Annotated in this window: 16 protein-coding genes; 10 read left to right on the top strand and 6 right to left on the bottom strand. The window is 74.1% G+C overall.

Annotated features, from left to right (window positions below):
- Window positions 1-468, bottom strand: a 468-nt coding sequence (locus E4P43_RS16835; RefSeq protein WP_135146597.1) for a hypothetical protein, incomplete at its 3' end; no start/stop codon positions are given.
- A gap of 226 nt (window positions 469-694) precedes the next feature.
- On the opposite strand from E4P43_RS16835, the gene ald reads away from it, so the two are divergent.
- The 6 genes from ald to scpB all read left to right on the top strand — a co-directional run bounded on the left by ald (window position 695) and on the right by scpB (window position 6,149).
- The gene (gene ald, locus E4P43_RS16830) at window positions 695-1,810 is read left to right on the top strand and encodes an alanine dehydrogenase (RefSeq protein ID WP_135146596.1); all 1,116 of its coding nucleotides are present in this window, start codon (window positions 695-697) and stop codon (window positions 1,808-1,810) included.
- Complete coding sequence (locus E4P43_RS16825) at window positions 1,807-2,757, top strand: site-specific tyrosine recombinase XerD (RefSeq protein WP_280791018.1); 951 nt, start codon at window positions 1,807-1,809, stop codon at window positions 2,755-2,757. The genes ald and E4P43_RS16825 overlap by 4 nt, the downstream gene beginning before the upstream one ends.
- Before the next feature lie 212 nt (window positions 2,758-2,969).
- Window positions 2,970-3,875 carry an AAA family ATPase gene (locus tag E4P43_RS16820; RefSeq protein WP_135146595.1) on the top strand — a complete coding sequence of 302 codons (906 nt, stop codon included), beginning with the start codon at window positions 2,970-2,972 and terminating at the stop codon, window positions 3,873-3,875.
- Window positions 3,872-4,393: a hypothetical protein gene (locus E4P43_RS16815; protein WP_135146594.1), complete on the top strand. Its 522-nt coding sequence runs from the start codon at window positions 3,872-3,874 to the stop codon at window positions 4,391-4,393. The genes E4P43_RS16820 and E4P43_RS16815 overlap by 4 nt, the downstream gene beginning before the upstream one ends.
- Window positions 4,394-4,470: 77 nt before the next feature.
- Window positions 4,471-5,313, top strand: a complete 843-nt coding sequence (locus tag E4P43_RS16810) for a ScpA family protein (protein ID WP_135146593.1) — start codon at window positions 4,471-4,473, stop codon at window positions 5,311-5,313.
- A complete protein-coding gene (gene scpB, locus E4P43_RS16805) occupies window positions 5,310-6,149 on the top strand; it encodes an SMC-Scp complex subunit ScpB (protein ID WP_135146592.1) in 840 nt (279 codons plus the stop codon). The genes E4P43_RS16810 and scpB overlap by 4 nt, the downstream gene beginning before the upstream one ends.
- Window positions 6,150-6,174: 25 nt before the next feature.
- On the opposite strand, the gene E4P43_RS16800 is transcribed toward scpB, so the two are convergent.
- Complete coding sequence (locus E4P43_RS16800; protein WP_135146591.1) at window positions 6,175-6,579, bottom strand: hypothetical protein; 405 nt, start codon at window positions 6,577-6,579, stop codon at window positions 6,175-6,177.
- A gap of 113 nt (window positions 6,580-6,692) precedes the next feature.
- Between E4P43_RS16800 and E4P43_RS16795 the strand changes: the two genes are divergently transcribed.
- Window positions 6,693-7,538, top strand: coding sequence for a pseudouridine synthase (locus E4P43_RS16795; RefSeq protein ID WP_135146590.1), 846 nt, complete (start codon window positions 6,693-6,695; stop codon window positions 7,536-7,538).
- Between the two features lie 10 nt (window positions 7,539-7,548).
- Here E4P43_RS16795 and E4P43_RS16790 read toward each other — a convergent pair whose 3' ends face one another.
- The 4 genes from E4P43_RS16790 to E4P43_RS16775 form a co-directional block, all read right to left on the bottom strand.
- Window positions 7,549-8,646, bottom strand: a complete 1,098-nt coding sequence (locus tag E4P43_RS16790; protein WP_209313935.1) for a LacI family DNA-binding transcriptional regulator — start codon at window positions 8,644-8,646, stop codon at window positions 7,549-7,551.
- A 112-nt stretch (window positions 8,647-8,758) separates the two neighbouring features.
- Window positions 8,759-9,637, bottom strand: coding sequence for a carbohydrate ABC transporter permease (locus E4P43_RS16785; RefSeq protein WP_209313934.1), 879 nt, complete (start codon window positions 9,635-9,637; stop codon window positions 8,759-8,761).
- The gene (locus E4P43_RS16780; RefSeq protein WP_135146589.1) at window positions 9,634-10,617 is read right to left on the bottom strand and encodes a sugar ABC transporter permease; all 984 of its coding nucleotides are present in this window, start codon (window positions 10,615-10,617) and stop codon (window positions 9,634-9,636) included. The genes E4P43_RS16785 and E4P43_RS16780 overlap by 4 nt, the downstream gene beginning before the upstream one ends.
- Before the next feature lie 7 nt (window positions 10,618-10,624).
- The gene (locus E4P43_RS16775) at window positions 10,625-11,890 is read right to left on the bottom strand and encodes an extracellular solute-binding protein (RefSeq protein ID WP_209313933.1); all 1,266 of its coding nucleotides are present in this window, start codon (window positions 11,888-11,890) and stop codon (window positions 10,625-10,627) included.
- A gap of 135 nt (window positions 11,891-12,025) precedes the next feature.
- On the opposite strand from E4P43_RS16775, the gene E4P43_RS16770 reads away from it, so the two are divergent.
- The 3 genes from E4P43_RS16770 to E4P43_RS16760 all read left to right on the top strand — a co-directional run bounded on the left by E4P43_RS16770 (window position 12,026) and on the right by E4P43_RS16760 (window position 16,769).
- A complete protein-coding gene (locus tag E4P43_RS16770) occupies window positions 12,026-13,297 on the top strand; it encodes an endo-1,4-beta-xylanase (RefSeq protein WP_135146587.1) in 1,272 nt (423 codons plus the stop codon).
- A gap of 131 nt (window positions 13,298-13,428) precedes the next feature.
- Complete coding sequence (locus tag E4P43_RS16765) at window positions 13,429-15,768, top strand: glycoside hydrolase family 3 N-terminal domain-containing protein (protein ID WP_135146586.1); 2,340 nt, start codon at window positions 13,429-13,431, stop codon at window positions 15,766-15,768.
- Entirely contained in the window at window positions 15,768-16,769 is a 1,002-nt protein-coding gene (locus tag E4P43_RS16760; RefSeq protein ID WP_135146585.1) for an acetylxylan esterase, read from the top strand. Before E4P43_RS16765 ends, E4P43_RS16760 begins: the two co-directional genes overlap by 1 nt.
- Window positions 16,770-16,859: the final 90 nt, after the last annotated feature.

Here is a 16,859-nt window from a genome sequence, read left to right as displayed (position 1 = left end):
CGCCCGGGCGGCCAGCAGCTCGACGTCGGGCACCCCGGCCAGCATCTGCCGCGCGGCGCCCGCCTCCCGCGCGTAGCGCAGCCGCGCGGGCAGCCAGCGGGACAGCAGCCAACCGACCGGCAGCACCACCAGGACGACGGCGAGCACCAGCGCCAGGGTGTCGACGGCGTCCTGCGCCGACTGCCCGGCGCCGCGCACCGACCCCGCGGCGCCGGAGAGCGCGTCGAACGGCGTCGCCAGCTCGTCGCCCACGAGCGGCACGTCCTCCGCGGCGGAGGCCGCCGAGCCCATCGACCCGGCGACCGACCGGCCGAGGTCCTCGACCGCCCGCCCGGGCTCGGCCAGCACCAGCACGGCCGCGTGCACCGCCCGGGCCACGAGCACCCACAGCACGGCCCAGAGCAGCACGCCGAGGTCGGCGGCGACCTGGCGGGCGCGCAGGGCGGGGTGCTGGGCGTAGAAGCGCATGGAGGGTCCTCGGGTGGGGTGGGCGGCGGCCCCGTCATCGTCGGCCAGGCCGGCAGCCGCGGCAGCGCGGGCCGGCGGCCGGGGTGCCCCGAACCGCCGATGTGCGGGCCTCCGGGCCGCCGTCGTGCCTACACTCCGGCCGAGGCGCGCCCCGACCGGGCCGCCCATGACGCGGTGGGGGCCCCGTCACCCTCGGGGTGGGCCCGCCGGGACCGGGAGACGTGCGATGCGGGTCGGGGTTCCCCGAGAGGTCAAGAACCGGGAGTACCGGGTGGCGCTCACCCCTGCCGGGGTGACGGAGCTGACGCGGGCCGGGCACACGGTGCTCGTCGAGCGCGGCGCCGGGGAGGGCTCGTCGATCCCCGACGAGGACTTCGCCGCCGGGGGCGCGCGGATCGTCGACGCCGCCGACGACGTGTGGGCCGACGCCGACCTGCTGCTCAAGGTCAAGGAGCCGGTGGCCGAGGAGTACGGCCGGCTGCGCGCGGACCAGACGCTGTTCACCTACCTGCACCTCGCCGCCTCCCGCGCGTGCACCGACGCGCTCGTCGCGTCCGGGACGACGGCCATCGCCTACGAGACGGTGCAGACCCCCGACGGCGCGCTGCCGCTGCTCGCCCCCATGTCGGAGGTCGCGGGCCGCATGGCCCCGCAGGTGGGCGCCCACTGCCTGGAGCGCGCCCACGGCGGCCGGGGCGTGCTGCTCGGCGGCGTGTCGGGCGTGTACGCGGCCAAGGTCGTCGTCATCGGGGCCGGGGTCTCCGGGATGAACGCCGCGGCGATCGCCCTCGGCATGCAGGCCGAGGTCGTCGTCCTGGACCGGGACATCGACAAGCTGCGCGCCGCCGACCGCATCTACCAGGGCCACCTGCAGACCGTGGCCTCCAACGCCTACGAGGTCGAGCGCGCGGTGCTGGACGCCGACCTCGTCATCGGCGCGGTGCTGGTCCCGGGGGCCAAGGCGCCCACGCTGGTCAGCAACGAGCTGGTGTCGCGGATGAAGGCCGGCTCGGTGCTCGTCGACATCGCCGTCGACCAGGGCGGCTGCTTCGAGGACACCCGCCCCACCACGCACGACGAGCCGACGTTCCGGGTGCACGAGTCGGTCTTCTACTGCGTCGCGAACATGCCCGGCGCCGTGCCGAACACCTCGACGCACGCGCTGACCAACGTGACGCTGCCCTACGTGATGGCCCTGGCCAACGAGGGGACCGCGGCCGCCGTCCGGCGGGACCGGGCCCTGGCGCACGGCGTCAACGTGGTCGGTGGGAGCGTGGTGCTGCCGGAGGTCGCCGAGGCCCACGGCCTGCCGGCCGTCGCGCTCCAGGAGGTCCTGTCCTGACGAGCACGCTGGACGCCGGGCCCGACGTCGACCGGGTCATCACCGGCTACCTCGACCACCTCACCGTCGAGCGCGGGCTGGCGGCCAACACGATCAGCTCCTACCGGCGCGACCTGCGGCGCTACAGCGAGTACCTGGGCGCGGCCGGCGTCCTGGGGCTGGGCGAGGTCGCCGAGTCCGACGTCGCCGGCTTCCTCGCGGCGCTGCGGCAGGGCGACGAGGACCACCCGCCGCTGTCGGCCACCTCGGCCGCGCGGGCGGTCGTCGCCGTCCGGGGGCTGCACAAGTTCGCCCTGCTCGACGGCCTCGTGGTCGACGACGTCGCGCACGAGGTGCGGCCGCCCACGCCGGCGCGGCGGCTGCCCAAGGCCGTCCCGGTGGAGCAGGTGGTCGCGCTCATCGAGGCGGCCGGCTCGCTGGAGGGCCCGCGCGGCCTGCGGGACCGCGCGCTGCTGGAGGTGCTGTACGGCACCGGTGCCCGCATCTCCGAGGCGGTCGGCCTCGCCGTCGACGACCTGGACCGCGGCCGGTCGACCGTGCGGCTGTCGGGCAAGGGCGGCAAGGAGCGGGTCGTCCCGGTCGGGAGCTACGCCCTGCGGGCGGTGGAGGAGTACCTCGTGCGCGCCCGTCCCGCGCTCGCGGCGAACAGCCGTGCCGGGGTGCGCGGCGGCGCGCTGTTCCTCAACGTGCGCGGCGGCCCGCTGTCCCGGCAGAGCGCCTGGTCCATTCTGCGCACCGCGGCCGAGCGCGCCGGCCTCGGGGACGTCTCGCCGCACACGCTGCGGCACTGCTTCGCCACCCACCTGCTCGACGGCGGCGCGGACGTGCGGGTGGTCCAGGAGCTGCTCGGCCACGCCTCGGTCACGACCACGCAGGTCTACACGCTGGTCACCGTCGACCGGCTGCGCGAGGTCTACGCGACCAGCCACCCGCGTGCGCTGACCTGACAGCGCTGCCCGTCCGCGTTGGGCAGGATCTGTGCACCGTTCGGCTTGAGCAGTCACACCTGTTGGCATTCGTCGCCATGTCGACACGTCGACGGCGTGCCGCCTTGGGAAGCTTTCTCCGTCTCCTTAACGTCTGTGTCACCCGAGCGGACGCAGACGGCTGACCGCACCCGGAACGTCCGGATCGGGTACGAGGTGGAGGCAGCAGACCCATGGCGATCCGAGCGGACGCGGCTCACGCCGTCGCGCGCCCGCACGACTCCGACCCCGAGATGGGGGCGGCGGCGCTGCGGCTGGACCCGGCGAAGGCGCGTCAGCGCCGTCTCCCGGACCCCAAGCCGCTGACCCAGCACGGGCCGGCCCACATCATCGCGATGTGCAACCAGAAGGGCGGCGTCGGCAAGACCACGTCGACCATCAACCTGGGTGCCGCGCTGGTGGAGTTCGGCCGCAAGGTGCTGCTCATCGACCTCGACCCGCAGGGTGCGCTGTCGGTCGGGCTGGGTGTCCCGGCGCAGAACATGGACCGGACGATCTACAACGCCCTCATGGAGCGGCGCACCAGCCTGCGCGACGTGCTGGTGCACACCGACATCCCGGGCCTGGACCTCGTCCCCAGCAACATCGACCTGTCGGCCGCCGAGGTGCAGCTGGTCAGCGAGGTCGCCCGCGAGCAGACGCTGCTGCGCGTCCTCGCCGACGTCCGCGAGGACTACGACTACATCCTCATCGACTGCCAGCCCTCGCTCGGCCTGCTGACGGTCAACGCCCTGACGGCCGCGCAGGGCGTCGTCATCCCGCTGGAGTGCGAGTTCTTCTCCCTGCGCGGGGTCGCCCTGCTCGTCGACACGATCGACAAGGTCAAGGAGCGGCTGAACCCCGACCTGGAGATCAACGGCATCCTCGCGACGATGTACGACTCCCGGACCGTGCACTGCCGCGAGGTGTTCAGCCGGGTCGTCGAGGCCTTCGGCGACACCGTCTTCCAGACCGTCATCCAGCGCACCGTGCGCTTCCCGGAGACCACCGTCGCCGGCCAGCCGATCACGACGTGGGCGCCCACGTCCACGGGCGCCTCGGCGTACCGCGACCTCGCCAAGGAGGTGCTGGCACTGTGACGCGCCGGCCCGTTCTCCCCGGTGCCTCGGAGCTGTTCCGCCGCACCGACACCACCACCGAGCCGGAGGTCACCGAGCTGCCCAGCCTGTCGACGACGGTGAGCTCCCCGGCGCTGCGCAGCGCCGGTGGCCTGCGCCGGTCCGCCGACCAGGCCACGGAGACGGCGATGCCGCTCACCCTCGTCCCGGGGGGAGCCGACAGCGGTGACGACGACCTCGCGGCGTTCCGCGGGGGCCCCGCCGAGCCGGCGCCGCCCCAGGTGCTGCAGCCGAAGGTGGCCACCCGCGGCCGCCCGGCACGCCGGACCGAGCGCACCAAGCACGACGAGAAGATCACCGTCTACATCTCCGCCGACGAGCTGCTGGCGCTGGAGTCCGCACGGCTGACCCTGCGGGCCCAGCACGGCCTGGCCGCCGACCGCGGCCGCATCGTCCGCGAGGCCGTGCAGGTCCTCCTGGCCGACCTCACCGAGCGGGGCGAGGACTCGGTCCTGGTGCGGCGGCTGCGGACGCGCTGACCCGGCCCCCACCTGGCCGCCGCCACGCGCACGTGCCCGGCGGGACCCCGGGGGGAGCCCGCATAGGGTTGCTACCCGTGAGCGACGACGCTGGAGCGGTTCCGGCGGCCGACCCGGCCGACGGGGCCGCTCCCGCGCGTTTCACGGTCCGGCTCACGAACTTCGAGGGCCCCTTCGACCTGCTGCTGCAGCTGATCGGCAAGCACAAGCTCGACGTCACCGAGATCGCGCTCTCGCGGGTGACCGACGAGTTCATCGCCCACCTGCGGGCCCTCGGGGACGAGCTGGACCTGGACCAGGCCAGCGAGTTCCTCGTCGTGGCCTCCACGCTGCTCGACCTCAAGGCCGCCCGGCTGCTGCCGGCCGCCGAGGTCGACGACGAGGAGGACCTGGAGCTGCTCGAGGCCCGCGACCTGCTCTTCGCCCGGCTGCTGCAGTACAAGGCCTACAAGCAGGCCGCGGCCTTCCTGCGGGACCGCGAGGCGTCGGCCGCCCTGCGCCACCCGCGGCAGGCGGCGCTGGAGCCGCGGTTCGCCGAGCTGGTCCCCGAGGTGCTGCTGGACCTGACGCCCCAGCAGTTCGCCGCCCTCGCCGCCCGGGCCCTGGCGCCGAAGGTCCCCGAGACCGTGAGCGTCTCGCACCTGCACGCGCCCCCGGTGAGCGTCTCCGAGCAGCTGCTGCTCGTGCGCAACCACCTGGCCCGGTCCGGCACGGCGAGCTTCCGGGCGCTGACGGCCGACTGCGACCACACGCTCGAGGTGGTGGCCCGCTTCCTTGCCCTGCTCGAGCTCTACCGCCAGCAGCGGGTGGTGTTCGAGCAGCTCACCCCGCTCGGGGAGCTGCACGTCCGCTGGACCGGCGACGCCGCCCCGGGGCCCGACGACGAGGCGGCCCCCGACGCCGACGAGGAGTACCGGTGACCGAGGAACGACCCGAGCAGGAGCGGACGCCGATCTCCTGGGACGCGCTCGCCGCCGAGCTGGAGGCCACCCGGCGGGCGGCGGAGGAGCGCGGCGAGGCCCACCCCTCCACCTGGGATGCCGTCGCCGCCGAGCTGGCCGCGCGCGTCGGGGACCGCCCGGTCGAGGAGCTCCCCGTCCCCGCGGTGCCCGCCGAGGACGAGCTCCCGATCCCCGTCGCGCCCCCGGTGCCCGAGGCTGCGCCGGCACCCGTGCCCGAGCCGGAGCCGGAGCCGGTCGAGCTGCTGGGCCCGGTGGAGCTGGCCGGCGGGCTGGAGGCGCTGCTGTTCGTCGTCGACGACCCGGTCGACGAGGAGACGCTGGCCGCGGCCCTGCGCTGCTCGGCGGACCAGGTGCGCGAGGGGCTGGCGGCGCTGGCGGCCGGCTACGACGAGCGCTCCGCGGGCATCACGCTGCGCCGGGTGGGGGAGGGGTGGCGCCTCTACACCCGCGAGGACCACGCCGCCGTCGTGGAGCGCTACCTCGGGGAGGGGCAGCGCAGCCGGCTGACCCAGGCGGCGCTGGAGACCCTCGCCGTCATCGCCTACCGCCAGCCGGTCACGCGTGCCCGGGTCTCGGCCATCCGCGGGGTCGGCGTCGACGGCGTCATGCGCACGCTGATCACCCGTGGCCTGGTGCACGAGGTCGGGTCCGACCCCGACACCGGGGGCGGGCTCTACGCCACGACGCCGCTGTTCCTGGAGCGGCTGGGGCTCACCGGCCTGGACGAGCTGCCCCCGCTGGCCCCGCTGCTCCCGGAGACGGCGTCGGTGCTGGACGAGCACCCGGACGTCTGAGGGCCGCCTGCACGAGGCCGGCGGGTCAGGACCGGTTGCTGCGCGGCGGGAGGAAGAGCGCCGCGGAGACGACGAACGTGACGACCGCGCCGACGAGCACGGCCAGCAACGCGGTCGCCGTGGCCGTCGTGTTCGCCGAGCCGCCGAACACCCACGTCGCGGCGAAGAGCACCAGCGACGCCATGGCCAGCGGTGTGCCGACCCGGGCGTCCCGACCCTTCGGCCCGACGGCGTCCTGCGCCGCCCGCGCCGAGCCGATGAGCAGGACGAGCGAGACGACCGACAGCGGGGTGGCGAGCAGGCCGAGGAGAGCGGCGCCGATGTTCACGCCGTCGCCGGCGTCGGTGGTCGCGAACAGGGCCGCGCACACGGCCCACAGCACCGTCGCCGCACCGGCGAGCACCAGACCTGTCCGTCGCTTGTCCCGCATGGCACGGATGCTGGCGTGGAACCCGCGCGTCCCGCCACCCCCTACGGCCTCCGTCACCCTCTCCAGCGGTAGGCGGTCGGAGGTCGGCCCCGGCGGTGGGACACTGGTGGGTGATGAACACCGCGACCCCGAACGACGAGAGCACCAGCGCGGCCGGCGAGGGCTGGTCCGAGGACATGGAGCTCGCCCCGGCCCACCCCGGTGACCGGGCGCCCAGCGACGCCGGCGACGACCGGCAGGGGGAGCGGCTGCAGAAGGTCCTCGCCCGAGCGGGTGTCGCCTCCCGCCGCGTGGTGGAGGAGATGATCGACGAGGGACGGATCAGCGTGAACGGCGCCCTGGTCCAGGTGCAGGGCATGCGGGTCGACGCGCAGAAGGACAAGATCGCCGTCGACGGCGTCCGGCTCGAGATCCGCGACGACCGCGTCACCTACGCCATCAACAAGCCCAGCGGCGTCATCACCGCCATGAGCGACGACCGGAACCGGCCCACCATCGGCGACATGGTCGGCGACCTCGCCCCCGGCCTGGTGCACGTGGGCCGCCTGGACCAGGACACCGAGGGCCTGCTGCTGGTCACCAACGACGGCGAGCTCGCCCACCGGCTGGCCCACCCGTCCTACGGCGTCCGGAAGACCTACCTGGCGCAGGTGTCGGGCAAGGTCCCGCGCGACCTGGCCCGCCGGCTCCGCTCCGGCGTCGAGCTGGACGACGGCCCGGTGAAGGTGGACTCGTTCCGGGTCGTCGACACCCACGCCGGGCAGTCGGTGGTCGAGGTCGTGCTGCACGAGGGCCGCAAGCACATCGTCCGGCGGCTGCTGGCCCACGTCGGCCTTCCGGTCTCCCGGCTCACCCGCACGGCCGTGGGCCCGGTCGAGCTGCAGCGCATGCGCACCGGCTCGATCCGCAAGCTCACCCGCCAGGAGGTCGGCTCCCTCGAGGAGCTCGTCGGGCTCTAGCCGCCGGCGGTCAGGTCGCGGGCGGGGGAGCGGTGGACGCCCGCACGACGACCGAGGTGTCCAGGGTACGGTGCGGCCCCTCGCACTCCTCGCCGGCGATGAGCGCCAGGACCATCGTCGCGGCCTCCTCGCCCATGCGCCGGATCGGCTGCTGCACCGTGGTCAGCGGAGGGTCGGCGAGCGCCGACTCCGGGATGTTGTCGAAGCCGACGACGGAGAGCCGGCCCGGCACGTCGAACCCGAGCTCGGCGGCCACCTCCAGCGTCGCCAGGGCCGACAGGTCGTTCGCCGCGAAGATCGCGGTGGGCGGCTCCGGGCGGGACAGCAGCTCCCGCGCCGCCTCGCGCGCCAGCCCCGGCTCGAACCCACCGGAGGGCATGAGCGACCGGTCCACCGGCAGACCCGCGGCGGTGAGCGCCTCGCAGTAGCCCTCCTCGCGCTGCTGCGCGGACAGCAGGTCCGCGCGGCCGGTGATCATCGCGATGCGCGTGTGGCCCAGCTCCAGCAGGTGCTCCACGCCCAGGCGGGCGCCCTGCAGGTTGTGCGCGGCCACCGACGGCAGCCCGGAGGGGCCGGTGTGCGGGTCGACGGCGACCACCGGCCCGTCGGTCTGCACGTCGGTCACCGTCGGGGTGACCAGGACGGCGCCGTCGACGAGCGAGCCCATGAGCCGGGAGAGCGACCGGCGCTCCCAGCCCGTGCGCGCCTCCACGTGCCCGCCGGCGGAGTAGGCGATCAGCTCGTAGCCGGAGCCGTGGATGGCGTCGGCCACCCCCTTGAGGACCTCGGTGCTGAACGGCTCGAAGTCCATGACCAGCACGCCGACGACGTTGGTGCGCCGGTTGCGCAGGCTGCGGGCGACCAGGCTGGCCTCGTACCCGAGCCGCTCGATCACCCGGTTGACGTGGTCGACGGTCTCCGAGGAGACGCCGTAGCGGCCGTTGATGACCTTCGAGACGGTGGAGATCGAGACGCCGGCCTCGGCCGCCACCTGCTGCATCGTCACGCGGCCCCGGAGGGAGGGGGAGGGGACGACCTGCGGCGCGGCGCCGGCCCCCACGCGGACGCGCGGGCCGACGACGGCGTCACGCGTGGAGTCGAGCGTCATCGACCAACAACCTCTCGTCGTCCGGGCCCCCGGCGACCAGGGCGGGCCTGGTCGCCGGGGGGCCGGCGGGTCTCGACGGACCGCAGGCCCCGACGGGGCGCCGGTGCCTGGGTCACCCCTTCACCGCTCCCTGGAGCCCGCTGACGATCCGCCGCTGCATGGCGAGGAACAGGATCAGCGCGGGGATCATCGCAATCGTGGTGAACGCGAGCACCCCCGCCGTGTCCGCCGAGTACTGGGTGGAGAAGTCGGCGACGCCGAGCGGCAGCGTGCGCATGTCGCCCTGCAGCAGCAGCAGCGGCAGCAGGTAGGCGTTCCACGAGGCGACGAACGCCAGGACGCCGACGGTGACCAGCCCGGGCATGGACAGGGGCAGCGCGATCCGCCAGAAGATCCGGATCCGGGAGGCGCCGTCGATCATGGCCGCCTCCTCGAGCTCCTTGGGCAGGGCCATCAGGAACGGCCGCAGGATCACGACCGTCGTCGGGAGGGCGAACGCGGCCTGGGGCAGCGCCACCCCCCACCAGGTGTTGCCGAGCCCGAGGTCGCGGGTGACGAGGATGAACAGCGGGACGATCGCCACCGCGGCCGGGAAGAGCAGCCCCAGCACGAACACCATGAACAGCGGCTCGCGCAGCTTGAACTGGTACCGCGCCAGCGGGTACGCGGCCATGACGCCCGCGAGCACCACCACCACCGTGGTGATGAGGGCGATGACCGTGGAGTTCAGCGCGTACGTCCAGAACCCCGAGTTGCCGAGGACGCCCTCGTAGTTGCGGGTCAGCCACGGGTCAGGGAGGGCGGCGGGGTCACGGGCCAGCTGCTCGTTGCTGCGGAAGCCGCCGAGCGCGCCGTAGAGCACCGGCCCCAGCGTGAGCGCCACGACCAGCAGCGCCACCAGGTAGACCAGCGGCCCACCCCGCCCGTACGCCGTCGACCGTCGTGCCATCAGGCCCGACCTCCTCTCGCGCGGGCGCGCCGCGGTGCTCACGCGTCCTCCTTCGTGTCGCGGCGCAGCACCAGGAACTGGTAGGCCACGGCCATCACGAAGCCGATCAGGAACAGCACGACCGAGGCGGCGCCGGCGATGCCGAAGTTGCCGCCCTGCGTGCCCTGGCTGATCAGGTAGGTGGCCATCGTCGTGGTCGCGTTCGCCGGCCCGCCGCCGGTGAGGATCCAGACCATGTCGAACAGCTGCAGCGAGCCGATCATGGAGAGGAAGCACCAGGTGCGGATCGTGGGTGCGATGAGCGGGATCGCGATGCGCCGCTGCACCTGCCACCAGGAGGCACCGTCGAGCTGGGCCGCCTCGTGCAGCTCGTCGGGGACGCCCTGCAGGCCGGCGAGGAAGAGCAGCACCGCCAGGCCCAGGTACTTCCACGTGAGGACGACGAAGACGGTGGCCAGCGCCAGGTCGGGGGTGCCGAGGAAGCCCTGCTCGGGCACCGGGATGCCGACCGACCCCAGGATGGTCTCCAGGAGACCGGTCCGCGGCTGCAGCATCTGGAACCACACGACGCCGGCGATGACCTCGGCCAGCACGTAGGGGACGAAGATGATCGTGCGCAGCAGCCCCCGGCCGCGGATGCGGCGGTTGAGCAGCAGCGCCAGCGCCAGGCCCAGCGGCAGCTGCACCAGGATCGACGCGAAGACGATGATGAAGTTGTGCACGACGGCGTCGGTGAAGACGTCGTCGGTGAGCACCCGGACGTAGTTCCTGAGGCCGACGAAGTCGACCAGCGGGCCGAAGCCCTTCCAGCGGTACAGGGACATCCGGGCGGCGGAGTAGACCGGGTAGACGACGAAGACCGCCATCAGCGCCAGGGCAGGCGCCACGAAGATGGCGATCTCCAGTCGCTGCCGGCGCTTGCCCGCTCCGGAGCGGGGCGTCACCCGGCGCGCTTCCGCGCGCCGGGTGACCGCTGCGCCGGGGTCGGTTCCCTCCGGCGCAGCGGTCACCGGTGAGGTCATGGACGGATCACTTCTCCTGGTCCGCGGCCTCTTGCGTCTCGTCCACGATGTCCTGCGGCGTGGCCTGGCCGGCGAAGAGCAGCGCGACCGCGTCGTTCATCGCGTTGCCGACCGAGGTGCCGAAGGCGGTGTCGAAGTACAGCTGGACGAAGGGGGCCGCGTTGCGGACCTCGAGCAGCTGGGCGAGCGCCGGGTCGGAGACCGAGTCACCGGCGGCCGGGTTGGTCGGCAGGCCCATGTCGTTCTCGGCGAAGCCCTGCTGCACCTCGTCGGAGAGCAGGTACTTCACCAGGTCGACCGCCTTGTCGGGGGCCTCCTGCGCGACGGCCCACGCGTCACCGCCGCCGAGCGCGGCCTCCGGGTCGCCGTCGCCACCCTCGACCGCCGGGAAGGGGAACCAGCCGGTGTTGGCGCCGAGGCCCTGGCCGTCCTCCGTGAGGCCCTGCATGACGCCGGGCTCCCAGTGGCCGGCGAGCTCCATCGCCACCTGGCCGGTCGCGAGCAGGCCGGACGCCGAGGTGGCGCCCTCCTGGGCCGGCGTCGTCAGGAAGCCGGGGTTGAAGGGCTCGGTCCCGATGAAGGTCTCCAGCTCCTCACCCGCCTCCACGAAGCACGGGTCGGAGAAGTCGAGGCTGGTGACCGCGTCGGTCAGCACGTCCTCGGAGCAGGAGCGCAGCGCCGTGTAGTACCAGTAGTGCGCGGCGGGCCACTTGTCGCCGGCGCCGACCGAGGCCGGCGTGATGCCGGCGCCCTTCAGTGTCTCGACGGTGGAGGCGAGCTCCTCCATCGTGGTCGGCGGCGCGGTGATGCCGGCCTGCTCGAAGAGCTCGGTGTTGTACCAGAAGCCGACGACGCCGACGGAGAACGGCAGCGCGTAGGTCTTGTCGTCGACCTGCCAGCCGGCGACGGAGCCGCCGATCTTCTCGATCTCCTCGGCAGCGTCCTCGGACAGGTCGCGGACCAGGCCGGCCTCCACGTGGTCGGCGAGCTCGCCGCCACCGCGCTCCATGTACACGTCCGGCACGTCACCGCTCTGGAAGGCGGCAGCGAGCTTGTCGACCATGTCCTCGTGGGCCATGGCGACGACCTCGACGTTCACGCCCGGGTTGTCGGACTCGAAGTCCTTCGCCACCTGCTCGTAGTAGCCCTTGCCGGGCTCGTTGTTCGAGTTGTGCCACCAGGTGATCGTGTTCTCGTCGCCTCCCGATGCGCTGCTGTCGCCACCACTGCCACAGGCACTGGCCGTCAGCAGCACCGCGCTGCTGCACAGCACCGAGAGGGCTGCTCTCCCCGAACGCCGCATGTCTGACCCCTTTGTCCCTCCACGCCGCCGTGGCGCGGAACACGTTTGCAGAAGGTGGCAGCAAGGGCTTGCGCTGTCAATCGTTGTCGATAACGATTTCGCGCCATGACCCACGCCACTGCCGTCGACGCCGTCCGGAGCACCGACGTGACGCTCACCGTGCGCCACGGCGACGGGTCCGCGTGCGCCGACAGCGACGTGCTGGTCGAGCAGGTCCGGCACGGTTTCGCCTTCGGCAACATCGGCTTCGACTTCGTCGGGCTGGCCAACGGGGAGCAGGGCGAGGGGCGCGAGAACGTCTTCGGCGGGGCCGAGCCCGAGGCGGCGGAGCTGCTCGAGGACCTGTGGCTCGACGTGTTCAACACCGCGACCCTGCCGTTCTACTGGGCCGGCTTCGAGCCGGTCGAGGGCCGGCCGGACACGCAGCGCCTGCAGGCCGCCGCGGCCTGGTTCCGCGACCGGGGGGTGACCGTCAAGGGGCACCCGCTGGTCTGGCACACGCTCGCCCCGGACTGGCTGCTCGACCACCCGGCCGCCGAGGTCGAGGAGATCGTGCGGGCGCGGGTCCGGCGCGAGGCCGGCTCCTTCGCGGGCCTCATCGACACCTGGGACGCGATCAACGAGGTCGTGATCATGCCGGTGTTCGCCAACGAGGAGCGGCAGAACGCCATCACCGGGCTGTGCCGCCGCATCGGCCGCATCCCGACCATCCGGCTCGCCTTCGAGGAGGCGCGCCGCGCCAACCCCGCGGCCACCCTGGTCCTGAACGACTTCAACCTGTCGACGGCCTACGAGTGCCTCGTCGAGGGCGTGCTCGAGGCCGGGGTCCAGGTGGACGCCATCGGCCTGCAGAGCCACATGCACCAGGGGTACTGGGGCGAGGAGCGGACGCAGGAGGTCCTCGAGCGCTTCGCCCGGTACGGGCTCCCGCTGCACTGGACCGAGACGACGCTGGTCTCCGGGGACCTGATGCCGCCGGAGGTCGTCGACCTCAACGACCACCAGGTGCCCTCGTGGCCCTCGACGCCGGAGGGGGAGGAGCGGCAGGCCGACGACGTCGTCCGCCACTACCGGACGCTCCTGGCGCACCCGTCGGTGGAGGCCGTGACCTACTGGGGCATCACCGACCGCGGCGCCTGGCTGGGCGCCCCCGCCGGCCTGGTGCGCGCCGACGGCAGCCGCAAGCCCGCCTACGACGCCCTGCGGGGTCTCGTGAAGGAGGACTGGTGGCTGGCGCCGACCCGGCTGCGGACCGACGCCGAGGGGCGGGTCACCGTGCGCGGCTGGGCCGGCGACTACGCGGTCTCGGCCGGCGGGCGGACGGCGTCCTGGAGCCTCCGGCCCGACGCGCCGACGGTGGAGGTCACCCTGACCTGACCCGCGCAGGACCCCCGGCGGGGGCAGGATGCGGGCGCACAGGGCGCCTCCTGCTGCCGCCGTCCCACGGCACCGGCGGCCTGCGGTCCGCCGCACCATCACCCACCACACAGGACGGACTTCGCGAGGGCATGGAAAGCAACGTCGACAACGGCCCCGTGCTCTGGCGCGACCCCGAGGTCCCCGCCGAGGACAGGGTGACCGACCTGATCCGCCGCATGACGCTGGAGGAGAAGGTCGCCCAGCTGTACGGCGTGTGGGTGGGCATCGACGCCACCGAGGGTGAGGTCGCCCCGCACCAGCACGACATGGCCGCCGCGCCGGTGGACTGGGACGAGCTGATCCGCAGCGGGCTGGGCCAGCTGACGCGCCCCTTCGGGACCGCGCCGGTGGAGCCGTTCCTCGGCGCCAAGGGCCTGGCGGAGAGCCAGCGGCAGATCATGGCGGCCGGCCGGTTCGGCATCCCCGCGCTGGTGCACGAGGAGTGCCTCACCGGCCTCGCCGCGTGGACGGCCACGGTCTTCCCCTCGCCGCTGTGCTGGGCGGCGAGCTTCGACCCCGAGCTCGTGGAGCGGATGGGCGCGCTCATCGGCCAGAGCATGCGCCGGCTCGGCGTCCACCAGGGCCTGGCCCCGGTGCTGGACGTCGCCCGGGACATGCGCTGGGGCCGGGTCGAGGAGACCATGGGCGAGGACCCGCACCTGGTGGGGACCATCGGCAGTGCCTACGTGCGCGGCCTGGAGTCCAGCGGCGTCGTCGCCACCCTCAAGCACTTCGTCGGCTACTCCGCCTCGCGCGCCGGGCGGAACCTCGCCCCGGTGTCGGCCGGCCCCCGCGAGATCGCCGACGTCTTCCTCCCGCCGTTCGAGATGGCGCTGCGGGCGGGCGCCCGGTCGGTGATGAACACCTACACCGACACCGACGGGGTCCCGGCTGCGGCCGACCCGGCCCTCCTGACGACCCTGCTGCGCGAGACCTACGGGTTCACCGGCACCGTCGTGGCCGACTACTTCTCCATCGCGTTCCTCCAGACGCTGCACGGCGTCGCGGCCTCGCCCGCGGAGGCGGCCGCGCGCGCCCTCGAGGCGGGCATCGACGTGGAGCTGCCGACGGTGGCCTGCTACGGCGAGGGGCTGGTCGAGGCGGTCCGCGGCGGTGCCGTGCCGGAGGAGCTGGTGGAGCGCGCGCTGCGCCGGGTCCTGCTGCAGAAGTGCGAGCTGGGCCTGCTCGACCCCGGGTGGGACCCGGACTCGTCGGCCGTCCGCGACGGTGCGGTCTCCCTCGACCCGGCTGAGTCCCGGGCCGTCGCCGGGGAGCTGGCCCGCCGCTCGGTGGTGCTGCTCGCCAACGACGGGACGCTGCCGCTGACGCCGGGGCTGCGGCTGGCCGTGGTGGGCCCGCGCGCCGACACCGCGCAGGCGATGCTCGGCTGCTACTCGTTCCCCATGCACGTCGGCGTGCACCACCCCGACGTGGCCGTCGGCGTGGACATCCCCACGCTCGCCCAGGCCCTGCAGGCCGCGCCCGGCGCCTTCGACGTCGTCGTCGCCGAGGGCTGCCCGGTGCTCGGTGGCGACGACGAGGGCATCGAGGCCGCGGTCCGTGCCGCGGAGGAGTCCGACGTGGTCGTCGCCGTCCTCGGCGACAAGGCCGGCCTGTTCGGCAACGGCACGTCGGGCGAGGGCTGCGACGCGGTCGACCTCCGGCTCCCCGGCCGGCAGGAGGAGCTGCTGGAGGCGCTGCTCGGGACGGGCAAGCCGGTCGTGCTCGTCCTGCTCTCCGGCCGCCCGTACGAGCTGTCCCGCCAGGTCGACCGGCTCGCCGCCGTCCTCTGCGGCTTCTTCCCCGGCGAGGAGGGCGGCCCGGCCATCGCCGACGTGCTCGTCGGGCGCGTGTCGCCGTCGGGCCGGCTGCCGCTGAGCTTCCCGCGGGCCGGGGGCAGCCAGCCCAGCACCTACCTCGCGTCCCCGCTGGGCCGCAAGACCGACGTCAGCACCGTGGACCCCACGCCGCTGTTCCCGTTCGGCCACGGCCTCGGGTACGGCTCGGCGACCTGGGCCTCGGTCCGTGCGACCGGCGGCCCGGAGTGGGACACCGACGGCACCGCCGGCCTGGAGGTAGAGCTCCGCAACGACACCGGCCGTGAGGTCACCGAGGTCGTGCAGGTCTACCTGCACGACCCGGCCGCCGAGGTCGTCCGGCCGGTGCAGGCCCTCGTGGCCGCCCGCCGGGTGGACCTCGCGCCGGGGACCTCGGCGACCGTCCGGTTCGCCCTGCACGCCGACCTCACGTCCTTCACCGGGCGCGACGGCGCGCGGATCGTCGAGCCTGGGGCCGTCGAGCTCCGGGTGGGCGCCTCCAGCGCCGACGTGCGCGAGGTCCTCCGCTTCACGCTGGCCGGGGGGCGCCGCACCGTCGGGTTCGACCGCCGGCTGCACCCCGAGAGCGTCGTCGAGCAGAGCGGGCACTGATGCCGCAGACCGACCTGCCGCTGGAGGAGCTGCGGCGCTACCGGCCGCAGCTCCCGGCCCCCGAGGACCTCGACGGCTTCTGGGCGGCCACGCTCGCCGAGGCCGCGGAGCGGCCGCTCGACGCGTCCTGGACGCCGGTCGGCTCCGGCCTGGTCGCCGTCGAGACCCACGACGTGTCCTTCGCTGGGTTCGGCGGCCACCGGGTGCGGGCCTGGCTGCACCTGCCCGCCCGCGGGGTGCGCGGGAGCGGGCCGCTGCCCGGGGTGGTCCAGTACCAGGGCTACAACGGCGGGCGCGGGCTGGCCCACGAGCACGTCTTCTGGGCGTCGGCCGGCTTCGCGCAGCTCGTCGTCGACACCCGGGGGCAGGGGAGCGGGTGGACGGTCGGCGGGACCGGCGACCCGGTCGGGTCCGACGCCGCGCAGCCCGGCTTCCTGACCCGGGGCGTCCTGGACCCCCAGGACTACTACTACCGGCGCGTCTACACCGACGCGGTGCGGGCGGTCGAGGTGCTGCGCGGCCACCCCGAGGTCGACGGCGAGCAGGTCGCGGTGACCGGGACCAGCCAGGGCGGCGGCATCGCGCTGGCCGTCGCGGCGCTCGCGCGGGGGGTGGCGGCGGTCATGCCCGACGTCCCGTTCCTCTGCGACTTCCCCCGAGCCACCCGCGTGGCGCCCGGTGACCCGTACGGCGAGGTCGTGCGGTACCTCAAGGCCCACCGCGACCGGGTGGACGCGGTCTTCCGGACGCTGAGCTACTTCGACGCGGCGGTCCTCGCGCCGGCGGCGTCGGCACCGGCGCTGTTCTCCGTCGCGCTCATGGACGAGATCTGCCCGCCGTCGACGGTCTTCGCGGCGTACAACGCTTATGCCGGCCCGAAGGAGATCACCGTCTACCCGTTCAACGACCACGAGGGTGGGGAGGCCCACCTGCAGCGCGAGCAGCTGACCTGGCTCCGCAGCCGCCTCCGGCTCGCGGAACCGGCCCCCGTCCCCGCCTGACCCACCTCGCACCACCCGCGCCCCACCAGGGGACGCGCCCCACCCGACAGCCCCGGACCCGGCAACGACGCCGGGGGAGCAGATCAGGAG

Origin of the sequence: Blastococcus sp. TF02A-35, from assembly GCF_004571075.1 — a bacterium.
Classification (GTDB): Bacteria; Actinomycetota; Actinomycetes; order Mycobacteriales; family Geodermatophilaceae; genus Blastococcus.
This window is presented reverse-complemented; position numbering and strand designations above follow the sequence as displayed.